The sequence below is a fragment of the Corynebacterium pygosceleis genome (genome assembly GCF_016595275.2).
In the GTDB taxonomy this organism is placed as follows: domain Bacteria; phylum Actinomycetota; class Actinomycetes; order Mycobacteriales; family Mycobacteriaceae; genus Corynebacterium; species Corynebacterium pygosceleis.
Genome location: NZ_JAENIQ020000002.1, coordinates 71,687 through 96,687, shown reverse-complemented (window position 1 = coordinate 96,687; position 25,001 = coordinate 71,687). Strand labels below are relative to the sequence as shown.

Genomic DNA, 25,001 nt, shown 5'->3' with positions numbered 1-25,001 from the left:
CCGTCACCGGCCGCTACAGTTGGGTTGAACGGAACCGCGGGGCGGTCGGGCCACCCCGGCCCGGACACGTCGAGAGGCCGGTGTCCCGCACATCCCCGGGGAATCTCCAAGGAAGGGAAGAGACACATGGGAAGCAACCCGACGATTCACGCCGGTGGCGGTCGCGACCACGGTGACGACGACACGGTGGACCAGGGCGTGGGACAGTCCCTGATCGACACCCACGGAACCGACGATCTCCTGGACGAGATCGACGGGCTCCTCGAGTCGAACGCGGAGGAGTTCGTCCGCTCGTACGTGCAGAAGGGCGGGCAGTAGCCACCATGACCGACTCGGGCGCGGCAGCGACGACGGCGGAGCCCGCTGGGGCACTGACCACCCGGATCATGGGTGTCGAGACGGAGTACGGGATCGCCTGTACGACGGCGGACGGGGGTCGGATGATCCCGGACGAGCTCGCACGCCTGATGTTCCGACCCGTGGTGGAGAAATACGCGAGCTCCAACATCTTCACGTCCTCGGCCGCACGTCTCTACCTCGACGTCGGTTCACACCCGGAATGGGCGACCGCGGAGTGCCGGTCGATCACCCAGCTCCTCAACCACGAGAGGGCGGGGGACGTCGTCGTCGACGGTCTGGCCGGGCGTGTGGAACAGGAGCTCGGGGAGGGCGCCCGTGTCTACGTGTTCAAGAACAACGTGGACTCGATCGGTAACTCCTACGGGTGCCACGAGAACTATCTCGTACGACGCGGGTTGTCCCTGAAGAAGCTCGGCCTCGCACTGGTGCCCTTCCTCATCACCCGCCAGCTGATCGCCGGGGCGGGTAAGATCTACCGTCCTTTCCCGGGCAGCCCGAGCGAGCGGTACGGCACCGGTTTCTGTGTCTCTCAGCGCGCTGACCACGTGTGGGAGGGGGTGTCCTCGGCGACGACCCGGTCACGACCCATGATCAACACCCGGGACGAACCGCACGCCGACTCCGAGCGCTTCCGGCGTCTGCACGTCATCGTCGGGGACTCGTCCATGGCCGAACCCACTTTCGCACTGAAGATCGGTTCGGCACTGCTCGTGCTCGAGATGATCGAGGCGGGCTTCCCCATGCCGGAGGTGGAACTCGCCAACGATGCGGCGGCGATCCGTGACATCGCCCGTGATCCCCGTGGACGCACCGTCCTCCCGCTCACCGGAGAGGGAACCGTCACCGCACTTGAGCTCCAGGACCGGTACTGCTCAGCGGCGGAGAGGTGGCTGGACGTCCGTCCTCCGTCGCGGGGTGGCACCCCTCCGGAGGAGTTCGCCCGTATCGTCGATCTCTGGCGGAGGACGGTCACCGCCCTGGACACGGGGGACTTCTCCACGGTGGACACCGAGATCGACTGGGTCATCAAGAGGAAGCTGTTGAACCGTTACCGGGAGCGTCTGGGGGTCGATCTGGGTCATCCGAAGCTCGCGCAGATCGATCTCGCCTACCATGATGTCCGACCGGGCAGGGGCCTGTACTCCACCCTGGTGAACCGGGGAATGATCGCCAGGTGGACCACGGACGAGGCCATTGAAACGGCGGTCCACACCCCGCCCCACGACACCCGCGCCGCGCTCCGCGGACGGTTCCTCGATCATGCGCGGGCACTGGGTGCACCGGTGACCGTCGACTGGATGCGTCTGCGGGTCAACCGTCCGGAGCCCCAGGTGCTGCAGCTCGGGGACCCCTTCACGGCTGACGACCCGCGGGTCGATGAACTCATCTCCTACATGGACGCCCACGCCACCGACTACGGGACACCGTCATGACGGTGAAGGATGAACCCCTCGAGAGGTTGACCAACCTGACGTTCGCGTTTCTCGACGCGGAACAGAATGGTGGCCGCAGGTTGCTCACCCCGTCATGGGTGCGCGACAACGTCGCCGGATACTCCGACCGCGGTGAGGAGGCATCCCGGAAGATGTTCAGGCGGGACATCGGTGTTCTGCGTGCCGCCGGCGTACCGATCGAGATCGTCGCGAACCCCGAGGACTCCGGACAGACCGGATACAGGTTGCAGTCCGAGGAATACTCCCTGCCGGAGCTGAGTTTCACCCCCGGGGAGGCCACCGTCCTCGCCCTCGCGGGCGACATGGGGCTCGGACGACAGCTCGCGGCCTTCGCCCGCTCCGGGTGGACGAAACTCGCCGCAGCCGGAGCCTCCCGGGAGTTGGGTACGGTCCCGGTGGTCAGCATGGTCAACGACACAGCCCATCTGGCGCCACAGACACTGGACACCCTCCTCACCGCCTGCCGACTGGGCCGACGCATCAGATTCTCCTACTCCCGGGGTCCCGTCGGCCAGGTGTCCACCCGCCAGATGGACGTGTGGGGACTGGTCAACCACCGTGACCGCCTCTACATCGTCGGTCATGACACCGACCGTGATGCCGTGCGGTGCTTCCGCATAACCCGGGTTCGCGACATCGTCGCGGCGGGGCCGGCCTCCGTGGTCCGACCGGTCGACGCCGACCTCCAGCTCCTCGTCGCGGAGGCACTGAGACGCGGCCGTGAACTCGTCGACGTCCGTTTCACCGCACCTCCGGGATCCGCCGGGGAACTGACCGGGGCCGCGGAGTACCTGGGGAATCACTCTCATCTGCTGCGGAACGTCGACAGGGACTGGTTCGTCCGGACCGCCGCCGCACACGCCCCCCAGGTCATCGTCACCGAACCGGACGACATCCGCCGGTCGGTCATCGAGACCCTGTCCGCGTCCGCGTCCTGTCACGGTGCCGGGGCGGTCCTTCCGGGGGAGGAGACGCCGTGAGCCGGGGAGGGAAACGATCCGGGGGTTCGGATCGTCTCGTTGATCTTGTGCGGATGCTGAATCTGCTGCCCTACTTCGAGACGCATCCGGGACGTTCGATCATGGAGGCCGCCAGCGACCTCGGTTACCGGCCGCAACAGATCATGGACGATCTCAACCGACTGTGGTGCTGCGGGCTGCCGGGACTCGGTCCCGGGGACCTCGTCGATCTCGATCACTCCTATCCCTCGGTACGGGTGACGAACAGTCAGGGAATGGATCGGGCTCTCCGGCTCACCCCGACAGAAGCGGGGGCACTTCTCCTGGCGCTCGAGTCGCTCGAGAACGTCGGTGGACTCACTGACCTGGAATCCGTGGTCAGTGCGGCCGCGAAGCTCCGGCGCATCGTGCCGGACGACACCGTCGCCGTCGTGGATTCGGTCGTGTCCGATGAGTTCCGTTCCTCCACGTCCACGGTTCTCGAGATCATCCGGGACGCACTGGACGGGAGGGAGGTCCTGGATTTCGGGTACTACAGTGCCGCGAGTGACACCACCACGCGACGGTCGGCGGTACCCGCGCGTGTCTTCACCCGCGAAGGCCACACGTACGTCTCCGCCTGGGACCGGGAGGCCGGTACCCACCGGACGTTCCGGACGGACCGGATGCATGACCTGCGCAGGACCGGCGAATCGGGGGACCCGCATCTGAACGAGCTGCACTTCGATTCCGAAGATCCGTTCTCGTTCACGACGGTGTCCTGTCACGCCGAGGTCCGGATCAGTGAGGAGGCGATCTGGCTGGCGGATTACGTACCTCTCGAGTTACCTGCGGAAGCGGTGCCGTCGGGCGGTTTCTACCGGGCCCGGATGCCGGTGTCCTCCCGGGAGTGGTTCATCCGCTTCATTCTGGGACAGGGCGGCCGCGTCATCGTCGACGGTCCTCCGGAACTGGCGGAGCAGGTGTCGGAACGCGCCCGGGCAGGGCTCTCGGCGTATCATCATTAGGCAGGGAGCGTCACCCGACTTCTGTACCCGTTTGCATGAAAGGCCGTCTCCATGACTCCAGGTCCCCTTGAACTAGCCGTCCTCGCCGTTGTCGTACTACTGCTGTTCGGGTGGAAGAAACTTCCCGACGCGGCACGTTCGGTCGGGCGATCGATGCGTATCTTCAAGTCCGAGGTCAAGGAAATGAAGAACGACGACCAGTCCGCGGAGAACCCCTCCACCGATCCGCACGCCGGTCACGTCGTACCCGAACCCCGCGAACTGACCCAGAACCCCCAGGCGCCGCAGTATCCCCAGCAGGGTTACGGTGTCCCGAATCCGCAGGCGAATCTCCATCAGCCCCCCAACCCGGCACCGGGCTACCAGCAGCCGCAGGGATACCAGACCCCCCAGGGGTATCAGCAGCCCATGCCCCCCGGTTACGGACAGCCCCACCCCGGGTACCAGCAGCCGAACCCGAATGACCCTCGCCAGCAGTAGAAGACACCGAGTGAACATGCGGGCGCACCCGCCCGCCTGACCGGCCAGGTGCACCCGGATCCCGGGTGCGTCGACCACGGAGCGGAACACCAATCTCCATGAGCACCTCCATCCCGAAGAAACGACTCCTTCCCCGTCTTCACCGTAAAGCCCCGACATCCCCTGACGGTACGATGACGCTGGTCGAGCACATCAAGGAGCTCCGTCGCCGACTGATCATCTCCCTGCTGGCACTCGGTGTCGGGACGATTCTGGGGGTCATCTGGTTCGAGCACTCGTTGTTCGGCCTCCCGACCCTCGGTTTCCTCCTCCGGGAGCCCTACTGCAGTCTCCCCGCCGATGTTCGTGCCGACTTCTCCGCGGACGGCAGCTGTCGATTGCTCGCGACCGGGCCCTTCGAGATGTTCGGGCTCCGCTTCAAGGTCGGTGGCCTGGCCGGTCTCGTCTTCGCGTCACCGGTGTGGCTGAGCCAGCTGTGGTTGTTCATCACGCCCGGCCTGCACAAGAACGAGCGCCGTTCGACCGCGATCTTCGTGACGGTGGCGGTCCTCCTCTTCGTGCTCGGTGCGCTCCTCGCGTACTGGGTCATCACCTTCGCCCTGGAGTTTCTGCTGACGATCGCCAGCGAGTCCTCGACGACCGCGCTGAACGGCAAACTCTACTTCAGCTTCCTGATCGGACTGCTCCTCATCTTCGGGGTGAGTTTCGAGGTGCCGCTCATCATCGGGATGCTGAACGTCATCGGTGTGGTGAGCTATGAACAGCTCAGGGACAAACGGCGCATCATCATCTTCGGGGTCTTCTGTTTCGCGGCGGTGATCACACCGGGCCAGGATCCGATGAGCATGGTGGCACTCGCGATCGCACTGACCCTCCTCGTCGAGATGTCCATCCAGTTCTGCCGGTTCAACGACCGCAGACGCGACCGGGACCGTCCCGAGTGGGCGGACCTGGGCGACGACGAGGCTTCCCCCCTGCACACACCGGGAACGGCCCCCGGACCCGGCGGCCCGGTCCGTCCCTCCGGTCCGGTGACGTCCTCCGGTCCGCTGCACACGCCGTCCGGGCAGCCGTACCGACGGCCCGGTTTCGACACTCCCGACGGTAGCGGTTTCGACGACGTTCCCTGACTCCCGGTACGACGAAACCCGGGTAGCGTGGTGTCCATGACGGACACCGCCACGCACCTCGACGAGTTCACCGCACGACTGGATTTTCCCCTCGATGAATTCCAGGTCAGGGGGTGCCGAGCCGTCGAGGCGGACAGAGGGGTCCTCGTCTGTGCCCCCACCGGCGCGGGCAAGACGATCGTGGGTGAGTTCGCGGTGTCCCTGGCCCTGTCCCGGGGAACCAAGTGTTTCTACACCACCCCGATCAAGGCTCTGTCGAACCAGAAGTTCCATGATCTCGTCGAGGTCCACGGTGAGGATTCCGTCGGACTCCTCACCGGAGATGTCTCGGTGAACGCCACGGCGGAGATCGTCGTCATGACGACGGAGGTTCTCCGGAACATGATCTACGCGGGTTCTCCAGCGCTGGACCGTCTCAGCCACGTGGTGATGGACGAGGTGCACTTCCTGGCGGACAGGTCCCGGGGACCGGTGTGGGAGGAGGTGATCCTCAACCTGGATGAATCCGTCCGGATCATCGGTCTGTCGGCCACGGTGTCCAACTCAGAGGAGTTCGGGGCATGGTTGCGGACCGTCCGCGGCGACGTCGAGGTCATCGTCTCGGAGCACCGCCCGGTTCCACTGGACCAGTGGATGCTGCTCGGCAGGAAACTGTATCCGTTGTTCGAACCTGGGACCGGCGGTGACGTCAACCGGGAGCTGGAGAAGCACGTGCAGCGTCTGAACTCCGCGGAAATCGAACGCGGTGCCTCCGCCTATTCAGGAGGGGGAGGTTTCCGGTCACGCAGCGGGGGCGGAGGGGACGACCGTGCGGACCGTCGCCACGGTGGTCGACGTTCGGGGCACCCCCGGGAAGGTGGTGCGCAGCGGCCGATGGGTCGGCCGGAGGTTCTCCGGGTGCTCCAGGGGAACAACATGCTTCCCGCCATCACCTTCATCTTCTCCCGCGCCGGTTGTGACGGGGCACTGCACCAGTGTCTCGGTTCCCGCTTGACTCTCACCTCGGAGGAGGAGGCCTCCGAGATCGGCCGGATCATCGACGCCGGTGTCGCGGAGATCCCCGAGGTTGATCTGGAGGTCCTGCGCTTCCGTCAGTGGCGCGCCGCCCTGACCCGGGGGTTCGCGGCGCACCACGCGGGGATGCTGCCGGCGTTCCGGCACATCGTGGAGGAGCTGTTCACCCGGGGTCTGGTACGCGCGGTGTTCGCCACGGAGACCCTGGCGCTCGGCATCAACATGCCCGCCAGGTCCGTCGTCCTCGAGAAGCTGGTGAAGTACAACGGTGAGGCGCACGTCGACCTCACCCCCGGTGAGTACACGCAGTTGACCGGCCGCGCGGGCCGCAGGGGCATCGACACGATGGGAAACGCTGTCGTCCAGTACTCACCGGCGGTTGACCCGCGTGCGGTCGCCGGCCTCGCCTCGACCCGGACGTACCCCCTGATCTCGACGTTCCAACCGGGGTACAACATGAGTGTCAATCTGATCCGGACCATCGGCTACGGTCCGGCCCACCGGCTCCTGGAGAAGTCGTTCGCTCAGTTCCAGGCCGATGGATCGGTCGTCGACGAGGTCCGTGAGATCGAGCGTGCGGAACGCAGGGTCGCGGAGCTGCGGGATCATCTGGAACGCGCGGTGTCCGCGGCGAATCCGCCATCGGTGGACGGTGATCCGGTCGGGGAGTTCCTCGACTACATAAGGATCCGCTCCGACCTGTCGAAACAGGAGAAGAAGGCCCGTCGTCACCACCTCGAGGACCGCCACACCGAGACGGTCGTGGCCCTCCGCAAACTCCAGATCGGCGACGTCATCGCGCTACCGACGAAGAAACGACCGATGCTCGCGGTCGTCGTCACCCCCGCACCCGACTCGAAGAATCCACGCCCGTGGATCATCACCGAGACGGGGTGGTCGGGCCGGGTGAATGCGGAATCCTTCGCCGTCGCCCCCCAGATCGTCGGTCACATGTCGCTGGGAAAGGATGTGCAGCGCAAACCGAGGAAGAACGCCCGAATCGTGGTCCAGCAGTTCCGGCGGGGGGACTACCCACGACCGAAGCGACTGCGTCACGAGACCAGGGTCCGGGACACGGCCGAGGTCAGAGAACTCCGCGCCGAGCTCAGGGCGCACCCCGCCCACGGCTGGGCCGACCGGGAGACGCTCGCCCGCACGGCGGAAAAACTCGTGCGCAGACAGCGCGATCTCGACCGTCTCACCTCCCGGGTGTCGGCCGCCACGGACACCCTCGGCCGGACCTTCGACCGGATCGTGGATCTGCTCGCGGAGATGGACTACCTCGAGTTCGTCTCCGGGGAGGACGGCGCGGAGCCCACACCGGTCATCACCGAGGAGGGGGAACGGCTGGCGCAGATCCACAACGAGTCCGATCTCCTCGTCGCGCAGTGTCTGCGTCGGGGTGTCTGGAACGATCTCGATCCCGCGGAGCTCGCCGGTGTCGTGAGCATGTGCACCTTCCAGAACCGACGGGAGGTCCGGGGCGGTTCCCCGGACGGGGCGACGGACCGTATGGCCACCGCCATGAACGCCACGATGCGTATCCACGGCGAGCTGGTCTTCGACGAGCAGCGGCACAACCTTCCCGTGACCCGGGAACCGGAGGCCGGTTTCGCCCTGGCGATCCACCAGTGGACGGCGGGCGCACCGATGGGCTACTGCATGGCCGCGGCCGCGGAATCAGGCGCGGAGCTCACCCCGGGTGACTTCGTCCGCTGGTGCCGCCAGGTCGTCGATCTCCTCGAACAGGTGGCGAAGACGGGGTACACGACCGGTGTGAGGCACAACGCCCGCGCCGCGATCGACGCGATCCGGCGTGGGGTGGTCGCGCTCGGATCGTGAGCGTGAGAGTGGACCGTTCCCCGTCACCTCCCGGACATGATCCCCATGGCCCGCCGGACCGCCGTCAGATGCGGTGCGAGGACCGCCACCGTGGCGATGTTGACGAGTTCGCGGTGCCGGTACCCGACCAGGAGAGACTGGACACCGATCACCCCGCCTGCGACGGACACGGGGCCGCCGGAGTCACCGTAGACGACCTGGTTCCGCTCCGTCGGAACACACACGGCCGCGTGCCGCACGCGGGTACGCAGGTTCAGTGAGACCGCGAACGGCACCTTGGCGAGAAGCAGACCACGACGTGCCTGCGCGGGTTCCCCCGGCCGGGTACCACCGAAACCGTGCGTGACGGTCGTCGAGAACAGCGGAGGAACCTCCGGGGCGAGAGCCGGCAGTGCGGCGGCGGGTACGGCGTCGACAAGCCGCACGACGGCGATGTCGGTGCCGACGATGACCCGGGCGTCCCCGACCGTGGTGCGTATCCCGGCACCGGAGACGCGGATTCCCGACGGGTCGTCACCGGCGCGGAGGAAATGGGCGGCGGTCAGGACGAAATCCGTGGACGTCGGTCCCGACGTCACGCCACGGTCTCCGTCGATCGCGGCTGCGACGGCCCCGGGGGAGCTGAGGAAACCCGAGCAGTAGCGTCCGTCCCGACTCAGACGGACGACCGCACCGTCGGGGTCCGGTGTCGGGCCGCCCGGAACAGGAGGTTTCGGTGTCGGGGAGATCACGGTGACGATTCTACGGCGCACGGTGTGCACGGCGGCCGTGCCGTCAACCCCGGTCACCGTGCGGCGGTGTCCAGGTACCTATGATGGGCCCATGACTTCGACTGAAACCGCATCCACCGGCACCATGTACCGCGATCGCTGCGCCGCTGTCCTGGATCACATGCGGGAGGCGGGCGTGTCGGCCATGATCCTCGGTACAGGCCCGGATCTCGAGTTCTTCACCGGGCTGAGGATCAGCTCCCACGAACGTCTGACCGCCCTGGTCATCCAGACCGACGGTGAGGACTTCCTCGTCGTTCCGGCGGTCGACGCAGGTAGGGCGGTCCGCACGACGGCCACCGAGACGGGAATCACCCTGATGCCGTGGCGTGACGGTGACTCACCGTACGAACTCATCCTCCGTAACCTGGCGCTACCGGATTCAGGTGACGAGGCCGGCCGGGTCCCCGGTGTCGCGTTGGGTGCCGCACTCACCGCCGACCATGTCCTGAACATCCAGGACGGGCTCTCCCGGATCAACTACGGTTGTGTCCTCGCCGGTCCGGTCATCGACAGGCTGCGGATGGTGAAGACCGGGTACGAGATCGAGGAACTGGCCGCGGCCGGCGCCGCCATCGACAGGGTGCACGCGAGGGTTCCGGAGCTCCTGCAGCCGGGACGTACCGAAGCGGAGATCGCGGAGGAGATCACCGGGATGATCCTCGAGGAGGGTCACACGTCCGTGGATTTCGTGATCGTCGGATCGGGACCGAACGGTGCGGATCCCCATCACAGTTTCTCCGACCGGAAACTGCGGACCGGTGAACTCGTGGTCGTCGACATCGGGGGAGCGCTGCCCAGCGGGTACCGCTCCGACTGCACCCGCACCTACCTCGTCGCCGACACCGACCCCCAGGTGATGACCGAACGTGTGCTGGACATGTACCGTGTGCTCGAGAAGGCGCAGGCCGCCGCGGTGAAGGCCGTCCGCCCGGGGGTCACCGCCGGTGAGATCGACCGGATCGCCCGCGAGGCGATCAGCGCCGCCGGATACGGTGAGCAGTTCATCCACCGGACCGGACACGGGATCGGCCTGACCACCCACGAGGCACCGTCCATCTCGGCGGACTCCGGGACGGTCCTCGAACCGGGTATGGCGTTCTCCGTCGAACCCGGCATCTACATCACCGATGAGGTCGGCGCACGCATCGAGGACATCGTCGTCGTGACGGACGACGGCGTCCGTCCCCTCAACAACCGGCCGCGGAGCCTGTTCTGGTGAGTCCGGGATCCGTTCTCCTGCTGGGCGGCCGCAGCGACATCGGCGGTGAGCTGGCCGCCCGTCTCGTATCCGGGCGTGAGGCGGTCCTCGCCGCGCGCGACACCGACTCCCTCGACGACGTCGAGCGGAGGCTCCGGGAGGCCGGCGCCACCGCCGTCCACCGGATCGCCTTCGATGCCGTCGACACGGAACGGCACCGGGAGGTCGTCGCACGGGCGATGGATCTCGCCGGACCTCCCGCCCACGTGATCGTCGCGTTCGGTGTCCTCGGTGATCAGTGCCGTGCGGAGCACGACGAGGCCCACGCCGTGCACATCGCGACGGTGGACTACACCGCCCAGGTGTCGGTGTTGACCGTACTGGCTGATCTGCTGCCCCGGACCGCGACGATGAACCACCCGGCGACCGTCGTCGCCTTCTCCTCGGTGGCCGGTTGGCGCGCCCGACGGGCCAATTACGTCTACGGATCGACGAAGGCCGGCCTCGACGCCTTCTGCCAGGGTCTGGCCGACCGGCTCCACGGAGGTCCGGTCCGGCTGATCACCGCCCGCCCCGGTTTCGTCATCGGGCGGATGACAGAGGGCATGGATCCCGCACCGCTGTCGGTGACCTCGGCGGAGGTCGCCGACGCGATCGTCGGGGAGATTCACTCGCAGGAAAGGCGGGGGAGGGTCCGCTGCACGACCCTGTGGATCCCGCGCCGACTGAAGGCTCTCGCCCGGGTGATGCGGCTCGTTCCCCGCCCGGTGTGGCGCCGGATACCCCGGTGACCGACGCGGTAGGATGACGCCACATGAGCAACTCCGCCACCGGTGACCGGGCCGCGACCGACAGCGGTGCCTCGCACCCGGCAGCGTTCCTCGCGAGCGTGGTCGGTATCAGCGCCGCCGGAATGGGCGACCTGCCCGCCACATCCCTCGAACGGCTGCGGGCGGCCGACGTGGTGATCGGTTCCTGGCGTCAGCTCAACCTCATCGACGGGGAGATTCCCGCGGAACGCCGCCCCTGGCCGTCCCCGCTGCTGCCTTCGATAGAGCCGCTGTTCGAGGAGTTTTCGGGCCGCCGCATCGTGGTCCTCGGGTCGGGGGACCCGATGTTCCACGGGATCGGAACGACACTGTCCAGGATCTTCGGTGCCGCAAACATCGAGGTGCTTCCTCTCGCATCGTCGGTGTCGCTGGCCTGCGCCCACCTGGGTTGGCCGCTGAACGACACCCCCGTGGTCAGTCTGGTGACCCGCCCGGTCTCCGCCATCCTCCCGCCGCTGGATCAGGGCGGAAGGTTCCTCGTCCTCGGCCGCGACGAGACCACGCCGGGTGAGGTTTCCTCACTGCTCACCGCCCGGGGGCACGGTGGGGCGCGGGTCCACGTCCTGAGTGACCTGGGGGGACCGGACGCCCACACCCAGAGCTACCGCGCAGCCGCCGCGGAACCTCCGCGGAGCGCACTGAACGTGATCGCCGTGGTGCCCGCCGGAAACCACGGAAGAAGCCTGCTCCCGGGCCTGCCGGACGACTCCTACGACACCGATGAGGGGCAGCTCACGAAGGCGGACGTCCGCGCCTGGACGGTCTGTGCACTCGCGCCGCGCCCGGGTGAACATCTGTGGGACATCGGCGGCGGTGCCGGGTCGGTGGCCATCGAGTGGTTGCGCAGTACCCCCGGTACCACGGCCGCCGTCTTCGAGCGGGCCGATCACCGCCGGGCGACCATCGCGGACAACGCCCGGAACCTCGGCGTGGAGCACCTCGAGGTGCTCGGCGAGGCACCGGAGTCCTTCGGGGAGGCCGACACCGATCCCGACGTCCTCTTCATCGGCGGCGGCCTCACCGCGCCCGGTCTCGTGGAAGCCGCGTGGTCGCGCCTGAAACCGGGCGGGAGACTCGTGGCCAATGCCGTGACCGTCGAGTCCGAACGGGTGCTCTGGCGTCTCCGCGACCGCCTCGGTGGCCGGATCACCCGTATCCAGGTCGACTCGGAGACATCGATCGGCGGATACACCGCGCTGCGTCCCGCACTACCGGTGACGCAGTGGAGGGTCACGAAGCGGGTGCCCGAATCTACAGAACAAGGGGAGAAGCACACACCATGACCGTATACTTCATCGGAGCCGGCCCCGGAGCCGCCGATCTCCTCACCCTTCGCGCCGACCGGCTCATCCGCTCGTGCGGTGTCTGTCTCTACGCGGGCAGCATCGTCCCCGAGGAGGTCCTCAAGCACTGCCCCGACGGCGCCGAGGTGATCAACACGGCCCGGATGCCGCTGGACGAGATCATGTCCGTGATCCGGCGGGCCGACGCGAGCGGTCTCGACGTCGCCCGGCTCCACTCCGGGGATCCGTCGGTGTACTCGGCGCTGGCCGAACAGGCCCGCCGCCTGACCGACGCCGGAATCGACTACGAGATCGTCCCCGGCGTGCCGTCTTTCGCGGCGGCCGCCGCCGCACTCGGCCACGAGCTCACCGTGCCGACCGTCGGCCAGACCGTGATCCTCACCCGGGTCAGCGGCCGTGCCTCCGCGATGCCCGAGGGCGAGGACCTCACCACCCTGGGTGCCTCGCACGCCACGCTGTGCATCCATCTCGCGGCACACGACATCGACCGCGTCGTCGACGAACTCACCCCGAACTACGGGGTGGACTGCCCCGTCGCGGTCGTCGCCTACGCCAGCCGCCCGGAGGAGCGGATCGTGCGTGGCAGGCTGGGCGACATCGCCGGGGCGGTGAAGGAGGCGGGGATCAGCCGGACCGCCGTGATCATCGTCGGCGAGGTCCTCGGGGCGGAGGGGTTTCCCGACAGCTACCTCTACTCCGACGACCGGCCACGCGACGCGGAGGGACGGACGATACCGTGCGTGCACTGATTCTCGGCGGGACCGCTGAGGGACGGGAACTCGCCGCCCTGATGTCCGCCCGCGGATGGCTCGTGACCAGTTCACTAGCGGGCCGGGTCGCCAGCCCGAGGCTGCCGGTGGGGGAGGTGCGCATCGGGGGGTTCGGTGGGCCCGCCGGCCTCGCCCGCTGGCTGATCGACCAGGGTGTGGAGGTCGTCGTCGATGCCACCCATCCCTTCGCCGAACGGATATCGATCTCCGCGGCGGAGGCCACCCGGGCCACCGGCGTGCCCCTGATCGCGCTGCACCGACCGGCGTGGGAGCCGGTCGCACGGGACAAGTGGCGGATGGTCGACACGATGGAGGAGGCCGCTCGGATCACGGAGCGCGACTACCACCACATCCTGCTCACCATCGGCCGGCAGCAGCTCGCCCCCTTCGCCCACGACGATCTCAACCTCTACGTCGTCCGCTGCGTGGACAGACCCGATGCCCCGCTTCCCGCCCGGCACCGGGTGATCCTCGACCGGGGGCCGTTCACCGTGGCCGGGGAGAAGAAGCTCATGCGGGACAACCAGATCGACTGTGTCGTCACCAAGAACTCCGGTGGCAAGCACACGCGGCCGAAGCTCGACGCCGCACGCGAACTGGGTATCGACGTCGTGATGGTGCGCCGCCCGGAGTTGCCCGGCGGCGGGCGGATCACCGTGGTGCACACCGCGGAGGCCGCCTTCAACGCCGCGATGGAGCTCTAGGGTGCGGTGAGCTGTCCGTAGCCGCCCACGATCGCCGCGAACTCGGCGAACCGGCGGCGGGACTCCGCCAGCTGCACGGCGCCGGCGGGGGAGAGATGGTAGACCTTCCTGCCGGGGCCGCTCTCGCCGGGCTCCCACGTTGACGTGGCCAGGCCGTCGTCCTCGAGCCGGTTGAGGACCGGATAGAGGGCCGCACCCTTGACCGGGTTCAGTCCCCGTTGCACGAGTCGCTCGGCCAGTCCGTAGCCGTGCCCGGGCGCGACCTCCATCTCACCGAGCAGCAGCAGGGGCAGCGTCACACGCTGCCAGGCGGCGAATTCCCGGTCGGAACGGTCACCCATCGTCTCCTCCCCGGAGCGTGGGCAGACCCGCGTCCACCCAGAGTTTCGGGATCGTCAGGGCGAGGCCGGCGAAGAGAATCACTCCCATCACCATAGGGAACGTCTCTCCGCTCCGCATCACTCTGACGGCCACCAGGGTGATGAACGCGTACTGGAGCAGCCGCCACCGGCTGCGGCTCCGCAGCGATCTGGCTTCTCCTCCGGTACGGGCCGCGGCAATGGCGGGTGAGCCGAACTCCTCCTGGGGTGTTTCTCCCCGGGACAGTGAGTGGTCGGCGAGCTGGCGGGCCTCCTGCCGGGCACGGGAGGGGCTGTAGCCGTAGTTGCTGCGCAGCAGCGCACCGTAGCGGGACACCCATTGCTCGGGATCGTCGCAGGTGTCCCTCTCGTGGTCGGGGAGAACGCCGTCGTCCGGGGTGATCCACCAGCTGAGGGCGACCAGGCCGAGGCCGACAGCAAGGAAGACGGCGGAAGGGACATCGATGACCGGTACCGGATCCGTCGAGACCGTCATCACGCCGGTGCCGATGACGCCGGCGACGGTGCCGAGAGCCCCGGCCCAGAAGCCCGTGGTACGGCCGCTGCCGTGGCTGAGCATGGCGAGGTGGAGTGCCGTGAGACTGACCGTGAATCCGATCGCGAGCACGATCGTCTTCGTGGTCAGCGTGAAGGACCATCCCACGGTGAACAGCCAGAGGGAGGCGAGCAGGACGAGGAGTCCGGCCTGCATGGTCACGCCCGACAGCAGGTTCCGCCACGTCAGTGCCGCGGTTTCGGGCGCGTACGGGTAGGTGGCGACGGTCTCCCGCGCGGCGTCCTGAGGTGAGGACCACGCCTCGTCGTCCGGGTCGACGGCGGCACCGGTCATGGCGTTCCGCATGGTGTCGGTCTCCCGGTCGAGGGCATCCCGGTCGAGCCTGCCGCTCACGACGAGACGGAAACGGTACGCCGCGATCCAGTCGGACTGCGCCGCGGTGAGATCGTCACGCATCGGTGGTTCTCCTCGGTTCGTCGGATATCTGGACGGTCACCGATCATGCTAGATAATTTTTCTATCTAGTCAAGGGCACTTCCGTGCCTGCACCGTGTTCCTCCCGCATGAGGCACGAACACCGGCACCACAACCGGCGCCGGGCCGTACCACGGACGAACGGCGGACACCCCACCCGACCATGAGAAAACCGGCCCCACCGTGCGCGGAGCGCGGTGGGGCCGGAGAGTCACGGTGTCCGGTCCATCCCCTACCGGGGGAGAAGGTTGAACAGCATCGAGCGCACCGGCCCGGCGAGGACCCCCAGGACGTCGAGGGCCACCGCAACCACGGCGAAGGAGATCAGCGCGCGGGCCCACCCGGGTGATCCGTCGAACCACTTCTGCGCACCATCGGCACCGGCACGTGACGAGAAGTCGTTGTCCGACACGGATCCGAGATCCGAGGACCCCGTACCGGTCTTCTTCGCCACCTCGACGGCCTGCACGGCATCGGCGGGTGCACCGGTCCGGTCATCCGCGACGGCGGGGGCGACCGCGCCGGCCGCCAGGGTGAGGGCGAGAGCACCGGAGAGTGCCGCACGACGAAGTCGGTGTGTGGGGTTCCGCATCAGGGTGAGTCTCCTAGTTCCGGGGAAACCGGTCCTCTGCAACGGTGTTCGCACGGACGAAAACCGGGTGCGACGCCGCATCGTGACCGAAGGTTCATGACATCTTAACCGTAACGACGCGAGGTGAACACCCGGGGCCCGTCCGGCCCCCGGTAGACCCGTGTCGTCGAGGCACCGACGATGAGCATCGTCCGCATGTCGACCACCTCCGGATCGAAGTCGGCGAGAGTGGTCACCGTGACGCACTCACTGTCGGAACCGACCGCCCGGGCGACGATCACCGGGGTGTCCGGATCCTGATGCTCCAGCACGATGTCGCGCAACTGCGCCACCTGACGTCGTCTGGTCCCGGATGCCGGGTTGTACACGGCGAAGGCCATGTCCGCACCGGCGAGGGCGTGCACCCGACGGGCGATGACCTCCCACGGCTTCAACCGGTCGGACAGTGAGATCATCCCGAAGTCGTGACCGAGCGGGGCACCGACACGGGAGGCGACGGCCTGCGCCGCGGTCATTCCGGGAACCACCCTGACGGTGACGTCCCGCCAGGCGTCGTCGTCGGCGGTCTCGAGTACGGCCGCCGCCATCGCGAACACACCGGGGTCTCCGGAACTCACGACGGCGACGCGTCTGCCTGCGGCCGCGAGATCGAGAGCCATGGCGGCCCGTTCCGCCTCGACCCTGTTGTCGGAGAGATGACGCCGCTGCCCGGCACGCTCCGGGACACGGTTGATGTAGGTCGAGTAGCCGACGAGGTCCTCCGCGAGCTCCAGCTCACGGGAGACTTCGGGTGTTGTCCATGCGGAGTCACCCGGGCCGAGTCCGAGAACGACGACCTCACCGGCGGGCGACGGCGCCACCGGTTCGGCGGCGCCCGGGGACGACGACCCCGGGGAGGCGGCGCACACCCCCTCACGCAGTGACGGGACGACAGCCACCGCGAAATACGGGACATCGCCGCCGCCCACCTCACCGGCCGGTCGTGTCTCCTCCCCGTCCATGCCGACCCGCGAGACGACGTAGGCGCGGTCCAGTACCCCGGCTTCATCGAGGGCCCGACGAACCTTGGGCCAGGTCCTGCCGAGTTTCATCACCACGGCGGTGTCGGTGTCGCGGAGCCTGCGGGCGAGTTCCCGGCCGTCGAGTGTCCCGGGGAGAACCGTGAGGACCTCGTCGTCCTCGGCCAGCGGCCGGGCCAGGACGTCGGCGGCTGCGGTGATCGAGGTGACACCCGGGATGATCCGGGCCTCACGCGTCCCGGGATGATCCGCCAGGAGCCGGTGGAGATGCTGGTAGGAGCTGTAGAGCATCGGATCACCGAGAGCCAGGACGACGACATCCCGCCCCGCGTCGAGATGAACCGCGAGACGGTGCGCCGCCTCCGCGTAGAAGTCACCGAGGGCCCCGGCGTAACCGCCGGGATGGGTGGTGTCACCGGTGGTCACGGGGTAGGTGAGCAGCTCATGGATCTGCCCTTCCCGCAGGTGCCCGGCGGCGACGGCGCACGCGGCGGATTCCCCACCCGCTTTGGCGTGATACGCGACGACGTCGGCTCCGGCGATCGCCCGGGCCGCCGCGATCGTCAGCAGGTCGGGGTCCCCGGGGCCGACCCCGACGCCGGTGAGGGTGCCTCCGTTCGCGGACATCTACATGATCTCCCGGGGATCGGCGAGTGCGTTGACGGCGGCACAGGTGATCGCGGAACCACCACGTCTACCGTGCACGGTGAGGTACTCCGTTCCCAGGTCGGCGGCCTCCGCGGCGAGGGCGCGCTTGGATTCCGCGGCACCGATGAATCCGACGGGGACACCGAGTACGGCGGCCGGCCGGGGGAGTTCCGGTTCAGCGGCGAGCAGGTTGAGCAGATGGAACAGTGCGGTCGGGGCGTTGCCGATCGCGACCACCGCGCCATCGAGCATCGGTCGCCACAGCTCCACGGCAGCGGCGGTGCGGGTGGTTCCGAGATCCCGGGCGAGATCGACGACACGACCGTCCCCGAGAAGACACATCACCTCATTGTCTGCGGGCAGGCGCCGCGCGGTCACACCCGAGGCGACCATCCTCACGTCGGTGAGGACCGGGGCACCGGACCGCAGTGCGTGCCGGACGGCGGGAACGAGCGCCGGGGACATCTCGATGTCCCCGGCGAGATCGACCTCACCTGCGGCGTGGATCATCCGTACGGCCACCGTGGCCTGATCGTGGTCGAAAGCCGAGAGGTCGGCCTCGTGACGGATGGTGGCGAAGGAACGGCGGTAGATCTCCGCGCCGTCGGTGATGTAGTCATGCATGGTGCATCATCCTACGTCCCGGGGTGTTCACTTCGCGTCGTGTCTCCGCCCGATCTCGTACTCCCCGTCGCCGACGGCCAGGTAATCCGTGTACGGCCCCCCGACCGGGTGCCCGCAACGACGTTCGCACCCGGAGAAGTGCACGTGTCCCTCCGCTCCATCCGGGACACGACGTCCACGGACGGCGGCCTCCGCGTCGGCACGGGTATCGGACGCGGCCTTGTCGCAGCCGGTGGAGCCGGTGCACGCGGAGACGTCGAGCCACGGGGAGGACGCGTCGAAGATCAGTCCCATAGGGGCGAGAACCTTGACGACGACCTCCGCGGAGGCTTCGTCGAGACCGTCGATGATCACCGACCGCCAGCAGGTCACCTGGGTGGGGCGACCGATGGTCGCGATCATCCGGGCGAGATGGGTGTCCAGCACCCCGAATCTCAGTCCCGCGGCGAGACTGACGGTTCCGTCGGGCCGGTCGAACCATCCGATGGGTGGAGCCGGAGTCTCCGCCGGTCCGGAGGGGACGGCGAGGGGCCGCGCCAGACCGGACCCCGTCAGCTCCGCGACGATGTCCGCCACGACGTCCGGGCGTTCCTCCATCCGCCAGGAGCGTCCCCGTCTGTCCGCCCACAGTGCCGCCGCACGCGCGAGGGCGCGCGCGGTGTCGTCGGGTGAGGTGACCGCGGCGTCGACGATGTCGCCGCCGAGGATCAGATGGTGATGCGCGTCCGCCGGGAACACCCCGATGTCGGGGCGGCGGGCCGCGATGATCCCGGTTCCGTCATCGACACCGAACAACGTCCGGCCACTGAGCCCCGCCGTGCCGGGATCCTCGAGGAGCAGTCGGTCCAGTTCCCCGACCAGTGGGACGAGTTCAGGGGAGAAGGGCGCGGCGATGATGTTGCGGATGCGGTCATGGTCGACGCTCGGGAGCAGTCCCGCCCGGTCGACGGCGCCGGTGAACCCGGCGGCTGAATCCTCCGGAATGCCCCGGATCTGGAGGTTTCCCCGCGTCGTGAGGTGGATCGCACCGTCACCGTAGGTGTCGGAGAGATCGGCGAGTGTCTCCCAGACGCCGGGATCCGCATACCCGCCGGGCAGCCTGATGCGTCCGATCCGCCCGTCCGCGGCCAGGTGCATGTGCACCGCTCCGGGACAGGCGTCGGGCCGGTTCCGGTCGCCGAGAATCCGGGAGTTGCCCTCCGTGCGCCCGGTCGTGGACGGTTCACTGGATTCCAGGTTCATGGACCCCAGTCTAGGGCCACCGGTCGTGGACCCGGATCCGGGTCCACGACGTCCTCCACGGTGCCCCGCGCGCTGTGGGGGACGCCGGCCGGACAACGGGTGAGACCCCGATAAGGTGGGGTCATGTTCTCCCGCCGTCACACTCCCACCCCGGGCACGGTCGCATCAGTGCTGCTTCGCACGGTGCTGCCCGTGACCGTGGACGTGCTGCGCAGTCAGATCACGCGGTGGATGAGCCGTGAACGCGCCGAGATCAGGTACCCGGAACGCGGGACAGTGGCGGTGCCGGATGCGGCGCCCGGTACGGTGCTGTCGGCGGAACCAGTCGGGGTGCTGGGGGCGGGGAGCAGACTGAATCCGGCCACCGCCACCGCGTTCTGTTACGCCACGCGTGACTCCTCCGGCCGGACGATTCCCGCGACGGGGGTGCTCCTGCGGTCCCGGAGACTCACCGCCGACCATGCGGGCCCCCGTCCGTTGATCGCCTTCGCACCGTCGACGCAGGGTGTCGCCAGACACTGCGATCCGTCGGTGAGCTGCACGGTGGGCCTGAACCTGTTTCTCAGACCACCGGTCGACTGCATCATCGCCTACGAACTGCCGGTTCTCCTCGCCCTCGTCGCCTCGGGGTTCCACGTCGTGCTCATCGACTACCCCAGGGACACCGCGACCGGGGTGCAGTACTACGGGGACAACATCGCCGGGGGACAGGCCCTCGCCGACGCGGTGCGGGCCGCAACCGCACTCGGTGTGTCACCGCGGGCCCCGTTGGGACTGTGGGGTTTCTCACAGGGGGGAGGGGCGGTCGGGTGGCTGGTGGAGAACCCCGGGTACGCCCCGGACGTCGTCCCCGGGGCCGCGGTGATCGGTGCTCCGCCGTCGGACCTCGCCGCGGTCCTCCGCCACGTGGACGGTGGTCTGATCACCGGTGCGCTGGCGTACGCGGTGGCGGGTCTGATGGTGAGTTCGGACGATCTGCGCAGGACCCTCTGGCCGTTGTTCAACGAGCACGGGAGGGCGCAGATCAGGGCGAACACGGCGACGTGTGCGGGAGGGAGCATCGTCACCTCCGCGTGGGCGTCGACGAGACGGTGGACGGTGTCGGGCAGGTCGCTGGCCGAACTGGCTGAATCGTTGCCGGTGGTGCGCCGTGCGCTGCGTCGGCAGCTGCTCGGGGGTGGTGTGCCCTCGTGTCCGGTTCTGTTGTGGGGGTCGGCGAACGACGACGTCATACCGGTGGGACAGGTCCGTGACGTTGCCCGGAGGTGGAGTGGATCGGGGGGAGAGGTGTCGTACCGGGAGTCGATGATGCCACAGATTCCGGGCCACGGAACCCTCAATCACTTCCTCCCGTACTACCTCCGGCTCCCCCGCAACATCGCGTGGTTGCTGGCCGCACTGCGGTAGGCTGACCGGAGACAAAGCCCGATTTACGTACCCCCGAACGCGTTGCCCCGAAGGCGGCGCAGGCAAGGACCTCTCGACCGTGATTCTGCTTCTCTCCACCTCCGACACCGACCTGTTGTCCGCGAAATCCGCGAATGAGAGCACCGAGGTGGAGTACCGCTTCGCCAACCCGAACGGACTGTCCACCGAGATGCTCGACGGGCACCTCGCCGACGCGGACCTCGTGATCGTGCGGCTGCTGGGCGGCAGACGCGCGTGGGAGGACGGCCTCGACCACATCCTGCGCAGCGGGGTTCCGGCGGTCGTGGTGTCCGGTGAACTCGCCGTCGACGCCGAACTCACCGAGCTGTCCACCGTCCCCGCGGGCGTCGTCACCCAGGCGCACACCTATCTCGCCGAGGGGGGAGCGGACAACCTGCACCAGCTGCACAACTTCCTCTCCGACACGGTGCTGCTCACCGGTCTCGGCTTCGACGAACCGGTCAGGATGCCGTTCTGGGGACACCTGGACCGTCCGGAGTTCTCCGGGCCCGCCGACACACCGCGGGTGGCGATCCTCTACTACCGGGCGCAGCACCTCGCCGGCAACGTGGACTACATCCACGGCCTGGCCGACGCGATCGAGAACCTCGGCGTGCGCGCGGTGCCGATCTACTCCGCATCCCTGCGCACCGCACCGGAGGGTCTGCTCGCCGAACTGGCGGACATGGACGTGCTCATCACCACCGTGCTCGCGGCCGGTGGCACGAAACCCGCGACCGCGCAGGCGGGGGAGCAGGACGAGGCGTGGGATGTGGCGGCGCTCGCCGCGCTCGATGTGCCCATCATCCAGGGGCTCGCGCTGACAAACCCGCGCGCCCGGTGGGAGGAGTCCGACGACGGGCTCTCACCGCTGGACGTCGCCACCCAGGTCGCGGTGCCGGAGTTCGACGGCCGGATCATCGCCGTGCCCTTCTCCTTCAAGGAGTACGACGCTGACGGTCTGATCTCCTACGTCCCCGACCACGAGCGCTGCGCCCGGCTCGCCGGGATCGCCTGCCGTTTCGCCCGTCTGCGGCACCTCGACAACGCGGAGAAGAAGATCGTCGTCATGCTGTCGGCGTACCCGACGAAGCACGCCCGGATCGGCAACGCGGTCGGCCTGGACACCCCGGTGTCCACCCTGAGGGTGCTGCACGCCATGGCCGAGGCCGGCTACGACCTGGGCGACACCTCGGAGATCCCCGGATACGACGATCTCGACGGCGACGCCTTCATGCACGCCATCATCGCCGCCGGCGGCCACGACCCCGAGTGGCTCACCGAGGAGGTGCTCGCCAACAATCCGCTCAAGCTGTCGCGGCGGGACTACCTCGACTACTTCGCGACCCTCCCGGAGGGCATGCGCGAGGAGATGACCGAACACTGGGGCGAGGCACCCGGAACGCACTACGTCAACCCCGCCACCGGTGAGCTGTACGTCGCGGGACTCGTCTTCGGCAACGTCGTCGTCATGGTTCAGCCGCCCCGTGGCTTCGGTGACAACCCGGTCGGCATCTACCACGACCCGGATCTTCCGGCGAACCACCACTACCTCGGGACCTACCACTGGCTCCGCCACGTCTTCGGCGCGGACGCCATCGTGCACATGGGCAAGCACGGCAACATGGAGTGGCTGCCCGGCAAGACCGTCGGCATGTCCGCGGACTGCTACACCGACCAGGCGATCGCCGACATGCCGCTGATCTACCCGTTCCTCGTGAACGACCCGGGCGAGGGGAGCCAGGCGAAACGCCGGGCCCACGCCACCCTCATCGACCACATGATCCCGCCGATGGCCCGCGCGGAATCCTACGGCGACATCACCCGGCTCGAGCAGCTGCTCGACGAACACCAGAACATCTCGGCGATGGACCCGGCGAAGCTGCCCGCCATCCGGCAGGAGATCTGGACCCTGCTCACCGCCGCGAAGATGGACCAGGACCTCGGCTGGGAGCAGCGCCCGGACGAGGAGGTCTTCGATGACATGCTCATGCACATCGACGGCTGGCTCTGCGAGATCAAGGACGTCGCGATCCGCGGTGGCCTGCACATCCTCGGCGGAGACATCTCCGGTGAGATGCGCATCGAACTCGTTCTCGCGATGCTCCGCGCCCGCCAGCTCTGGGGTGGCGAGCGCAGCGTCCCCGGTCTGCGGGAGGCACTCGGTCTGTCCGAGGCCGGCGACGAGACCCGGACGCGTGTGGACACGGTCGAGGAGGTCGCGCACGGGATCCTCACCCGCCTCGATGAACTCGACTGGGACGTCGAACAGGTCGAAACCGTGCTCGACGGAGCCCCGATGCCCGAGACCGCGGACCGGGACACGGTCGCCGCGATCATGCGTTTCGCGTGCACCGAGATCATTCCCCGGCTCGCCCAGACCCCGCGCGAGATCACCCAGATCCTGCACGCCCTCGACGGCGGCTTCATCGACGCCGGTCCGTCGGGCTCCCCGATGCGGGGCCTGATCAACGTTCTGCCCACCGGCCGGAACTTCTACTCCGTCGACCCGAAGTCCCTGCCCAGCCGCCTCGCCTGGGAGACCGGCCAGCTGCTCGCCGACTCCCTGATCGACCGCTACCGCGAGGACCACGACGGCGCCTACCCGACGTCCGTCGGGCTGTCTGTCTGGGGCACCTCCGCGATGCGCACCTCCGGCGACGACATCGCCGAGGTGTTCGCCCTCCTCGGTGTCCGGCCGGTCTGGGACGAGGCCTCCCGCCGGGTCACGGACCTCGAGGTCATCGGTCTGGAGGAACTGGGCCGCCCGCGCATCGATACGACCGTCCGTATCTCCGGGTTCTTCCGCGATGCGTTCCCGCACGTCCTGGCGCTGCTGGATGACGCGGTGCAGATGGTCAAGAACCTCGACGAGCCGGACGAGAGCAACTACGTCCGGGCCCACGCACGTGCCGACGGCACCCTCGACGAACACACCCGCCGGATCTTCGGATCCAAGCCCGGGACCTACGGTGCCGGTCTGCTGCAGCTCATCGAGTCCGGTGCCTGGCGTGACGACGCCGATCTCGCGGAGGTCTACACCTCCTGGGGCGGATACGCCTACGGGCGCGGCATCGAGGGCGTCGAGGCGGCCGAGGACATGCGCACCGCCTACCGGCGGATCCAGGTGGCGGCGAAGAACGTCGACTCAGCGGAGCACGACATCGCCGACTCCGACGACTACTTCCAGTACCACGGCGGCATGGTCGCGACCGTCCGGGCACTCACCGGCAACGACCCCGAGGCATACATCGGCGACTCCCGCCGCCAGGAGACCGTCCGCACCCGTACGCTCCACGAGGAGTCACGCCGCGTGTTCCGCGCCCGCGTGGTCAACCCACGCTGGATCGAGGCCATGCGGAAGCACGGCTACAAGGGGGCGTTCGAGATGTCCGCCACCGTGGACTACCTCTTCGGCTACGACGCCACGACCAACCTGATGGACGACTGGATGTACGAGACGCTGACGGACACCTACGTCCGCGACGAGGTCAACCGTGAGTTCTTCCGCCGGTCGAATCCCTGGGCGCTCCGGGACATCTCCGAGCGACTCATCGAGGCAGCCGACCGCGGCCTGTGGGAGGAACCCTCCGCCGAGGCCATGGAGCTGCTGCGGGAGACGTTCATCGAAACCGAGGGTGAACTGGAGGATCGCCGCTGACCCGCGTCCACGGGGGTGAGCCGGTACACTCGGACGGGTGCCTATCTTCATCGCGATCCCGTACATCCTGACCGAGACCCTCGCGTTCTGGCTGGTCGCCAGATGGCTGGGGGTCGGCTGGGCGCTGCTTCTGCTCCTGCTCTTCTTCTTCGGCGGCCTGCTGCTCGCCGCCGTCGAGATGCGCCGGATCGCGCTGAAGCTGTCCCGGGGACGCGTCAACGCGGGACGCGGTGCCGGCGACTACGGACTCGTCGCCGCCGGTGCCCTCGGGGTGGCGATGCCGGGGTTCATCACCACGATCATCGGCCTGCTGCTGATCATCTCCCCGACGAGAGCCGTCGTACGCGGGATACTCGCGCGCAAGATGCGCCGGAAGATCGAGGATCTCGGCGTCCGCGGATTCGAGGCGGCCAACCGGTACCGTCCGCAGACGAGCTACGGGTCCTTCGTCGTCGAGCACGATCCCACCCGGGACTCCGGGGCGGGAGTACCCGACGACCGGGAGATCCAGCAGTGGAGCAGTGACGTGAAACCCGAGGACTTCCTCGGCGGCGGTGGGGGAGGCCACACTTCGGGCGGCGACGACGGCGGCGAACGCCCGAGGGGCTGAGC

The 25,001-nt window shown here is 68.2% G+C and carries 22 protein-coding genes; 15 read left to right on the top strand and 7 right to left on the bottom strand.

The annotated features are described in order from the left end of the window. The first annotated feature begins 126 nt into the window (after positions 1–126). From JIM94_RS03760 to JIM94_RS03730, 7 genes are all read left to right on the top strand, one after another. Complete coding sequence (locus JIM94_RS03760; RefSeq protein WP_200254875.1) at positions 127–318, top strand: ubiquitin-like protein Pup; 192 nt, start codon at positions 127–129, stop codon at positions 316–318. A gap of 5 nt (positions 319–323) precedes the next feature. Continuing rightward, on the top strand, positions 324–1,793 hold the full coding sequence (gene pafA, locus JIM94_RS03755; RefSeq protein ID WP_234040007.1) for a Pup--protein ligase: 1,470 nt from the start codon (positions 324–326) through the stop codon (positions 1,791–1,793). Continuing rightward, positions 1,790–2,794 carry a helix-turn-helix transcriptional regulator gene (locus JIM94_RS03750; protein WP_200254873.1) on the top strand — a complete coding sequence of 335 codons (1,005 nt, stop codon included), beginning with the start codon at positions 1,790–1,792 and terminating at the stop codon, positions 2,792–2,794. The genes pafA and JIM94_RS03750 overlap by 4 nt, the downstream gene beginning before the upstream one ends. Positions 2,795–2,847: 53 nt before the next feature. After that, on the top strand, positions 2,848–3,780 hold the full coding sequence (locus tag JIM94_RS03745) for a helix-turn-helix transcriptional regulator (protein ID WP_200254871.1): 933 nt from the start codon (positions 2,848–2,850) through the stop codon (positions 3,778–3,780). Positions 3,781–3,831: 51 nt separating this feature from the next. After that, positions 3,832–4,260, top strand: coding sequence for a Sec-independent protein translocase subunit TatA (gene tatA, locus JIM94_RS03740; RefSeq protein ID WP_200254869.1), 429 nt, complete (start codon positions 3,832–3,834; stop codon positions 4,258–4,260). A 98-nt stretch (positions 4,261–4,358) separates the two neighbouring features. After that, positions 4,359–5,390 carry a twin-arginine translocase subunit TatC gene (tatC, locus tag JIM94_RS03735; protein ID WP_410170827.1) on the top strand — a complete coding sequence of 344 codons (1,032 nt, stop codon included), beginning with the start codon at positions 4,359–4,361 and terminating at the stop codon, positions 5,388–5,390. A 36-nt stretch (positions 5,391–5,426) separates the two neighbouring features. Then, a complete protein-coding gene (locus JIM94_RS03730; protein ID WP_200254867.1) occupies positions 5,427–8,246 on the top strand; it encodes a DEAD/DEAH box helicase in 2,820 nt (939 codons plus the stop codon). 23 nt (positions 8,247–8,269) lie between these two features. On the opposite strand, the gene JIM94_RS03725 is transcribed toward JIM94_RS03730, so the two are convergent. Further along, positions 8,270–8,977 carry a trypsin-like serine protease gene (locus tag JIM94_RS03725; protein WP_200254865.1) on the bottom strand — a complete coding sequence of 236 codons (708 nt, stop codon included), beginning with the start codon at positions 8,975–8,977 and terminating at the stop codon, positions 8,270–8,272. A 91-nt stretch (positions 8,978–9,068) separates the two neighbouring features. Here JIM94_RS03725 and JIM94_RS03720 point away from each other — a divergent pair, with 91 nt between their 5' ends. Genes JIM94_RS03720 through JIM94_RS03700 form a run of 5 tightly spaced genes read left to right on the top strand, consistent with a single transcriptional unit; the run spans position 9,069 to position 13,825 of the window. Further along, positions 9,069–10,238 carry a M24 family metallopeptidase gene (locus JIM94_RS03720; protein ID WP_200254863.1) on the top strand — a complete coding sequence of 390 codons (1,170 nt, stop codon included), beginning with the start codon at positions 9,069–9,071 and terminating at the stop codon, positions 10,236–10,238. After that, the gene (locus JIM94_RS03715) at positions 10,235–11,008 is read left to right on the top strand and encodes an SDR family oxidoreductase (RefSeq protein WP_200254860.1); all 774 of its coding nucleotides are present in this window, start codon (positions 10,235–10,237) and stop codon (positions 11,006–11,008) included. Before JIM94_RS03720 ends, JIM94_RS03715 begins: the two co-directional genes overlap by 4 nt. A gap of 23 nt (positions 11,009–11,031) precedes the next feature. Then, complete coding sequence (cbiE, locus tag JIM94_RS03710; RefSeq protein WP_200254858.1) at positions 11,032–12,330, top strand: precorrin-6y C5,15-methyltransferase (decarboxylating) subunit CbiE; 1,299 nt, start codon at positions 11,032–11,034, stop codon at positions 12,328–12,330. Then, positions 12,327–13,100 (top strand): precorrin-4 C(11)-methyltransferase, encoded by a 774-nt coding sequence (cobM, locus tag JIM94_RS03705; RefSeq protein WP_200254856.1) that lies wholly within the window; start codon positions 12,327–12,329, stop codon positions 13,098–13,100. Before cbiE ends, cobM begins: the two co-directional genes overlap by 4 nt. Further along, a complete protein-coding gene (locus JIM94_RS03700; protein ID WP_200254855.1) occupies positions 13,088–13,825 on the top strand; it encodes a cobalt-precorrin-6A reductase in 738 nt (245 codons plus the stop codon). Before cobM ends, JIM94_RS03700 begins: the two co-directional genes overlap by 13 nt. Here the strand turns inward: JIM94_RS03700 and JIM94_RS03695 are convergent. From JIM94_RS03695 to JIM94_RS03670, 6 genes are all read right to left on the bottom strand, one after another. Continuing rightward, positions 13,822–14,166, bottom strand: a complete 345-nt coding sequence (locus JIM94_RS03695; RefSeq protein WP_200254853.1) for a PadR family transcriptional regulator — start codon at positions 14,164–14,166, stop codon at positions 13,822–13,824. The two genes, JIM94_RS03700 and JIM94_RS03695, sit on opposite strands and share 4 nt — an antisense overlap. Then, a complete protein-coding gene (locus tag JIM94_RS03690) occupies positions 14,159–15,157 on the bottom strand; it encodes a hypothetical protein (protein ID WP_200254851.1) in 999 nt (332 codons plus the stop codon). The genes JIM94_RS03695 and JIM94_RS03690 overlap by 8 nt, the downstream gene beginning before the upstream one ends. 250 nt (positions 15,158–15,407) lie before the next feature. After that, positions 15,408–15,767, bottom strand: coding sequence for a hypothetical protein (locus JIM94_RS03685; protein WP_200254849.1), 360 nt, complete (start codon positions 15,765–15,767; stop codon positions 15,408–15,410). 104 nt (positions 15,768–15,871) lie between these two features. Further along, positions 15,872–17,413, bottom strand: coding sequence for a precorrin-3B C(17)-methyltransferase (cobJ, locus tag JIM94_RS03680; RefSeq protein WP_200254847.1), 1,542 nt, complete (start codon positions 17,411–17,413; stop codon positions 15,872–15,874). Next, positions 17,414–18,058: a precorrin-8X methylmutase gene (locus tag JIM94_RS03675; protein WP_200254845.1), complete on the bottom strand. Its 645-nt coding sequence runs from the start codon at positions 18,056–18,058 to the stop codon at positions 17,414–17,416. A 27-nt stretch (positions 18,059–18,085) separates the two neighbouring features. Further along, complete coding sequence (locus tag JIM94_RS03670) at positions 18,086–19,300, bottom strand: precorrin-3B synthase (protein WP_200254843.1); 1,215 nt, start codon at positions 19,298–19,300, stop codon at positions 18,086–18,088. Positions 19,301–19,468: 168 nt separating this feature from the next. Here JIM94_RS03670 and JIM94_RS03665 point away from each other — a divergent pair, with 168 nt between their 5' ends. The 3 genes from JIM94_RS03665 to JIM94_RS03655 all read left to right on the top strand — a co-directional run bounded on the left by JIM94_RS03665 (position 19,469) and on the right by JIM94_RS03655 (position 24,999). Further along, positions 19,469–20,707 (top strand): lipase family protein, encoded by a 1,239-nt coding sequence (locus JIM94_RS03665; RefSeq protein WP_248167277.1) that lies wholly within the window; start codon positions 19,469–19,471, stop codon positions 20,705–20,707. Between the two features lie 79 nt (positions 20,708–20,786). Further along, on the top strand, positions 20,787–24,389 hold the full coding sequence (gene cobN / locus JIM94_RS03660; protein ID WP_200254839.1) for a cobaltochelatase subunit CobN: 3,603 nt from the start codon (positions 20,787–20,789) through the stop codon (positions 24,387–24,389). Between the two features lie 37 nt (positions 24,390–24,426). Further along, positions 24,427–24,999 (top strand): FxsA family protein, encoded by a 573-nt coding sequence (locus JIM94_RS03655; RefSeq protein ID WP_200254837.1) that lies wholly within the window; start codon positions 24,427–24,429, stop codon positions 24,997–24,999. Positions 25,000–25,001: the final 2 nt, after the last annotated feature.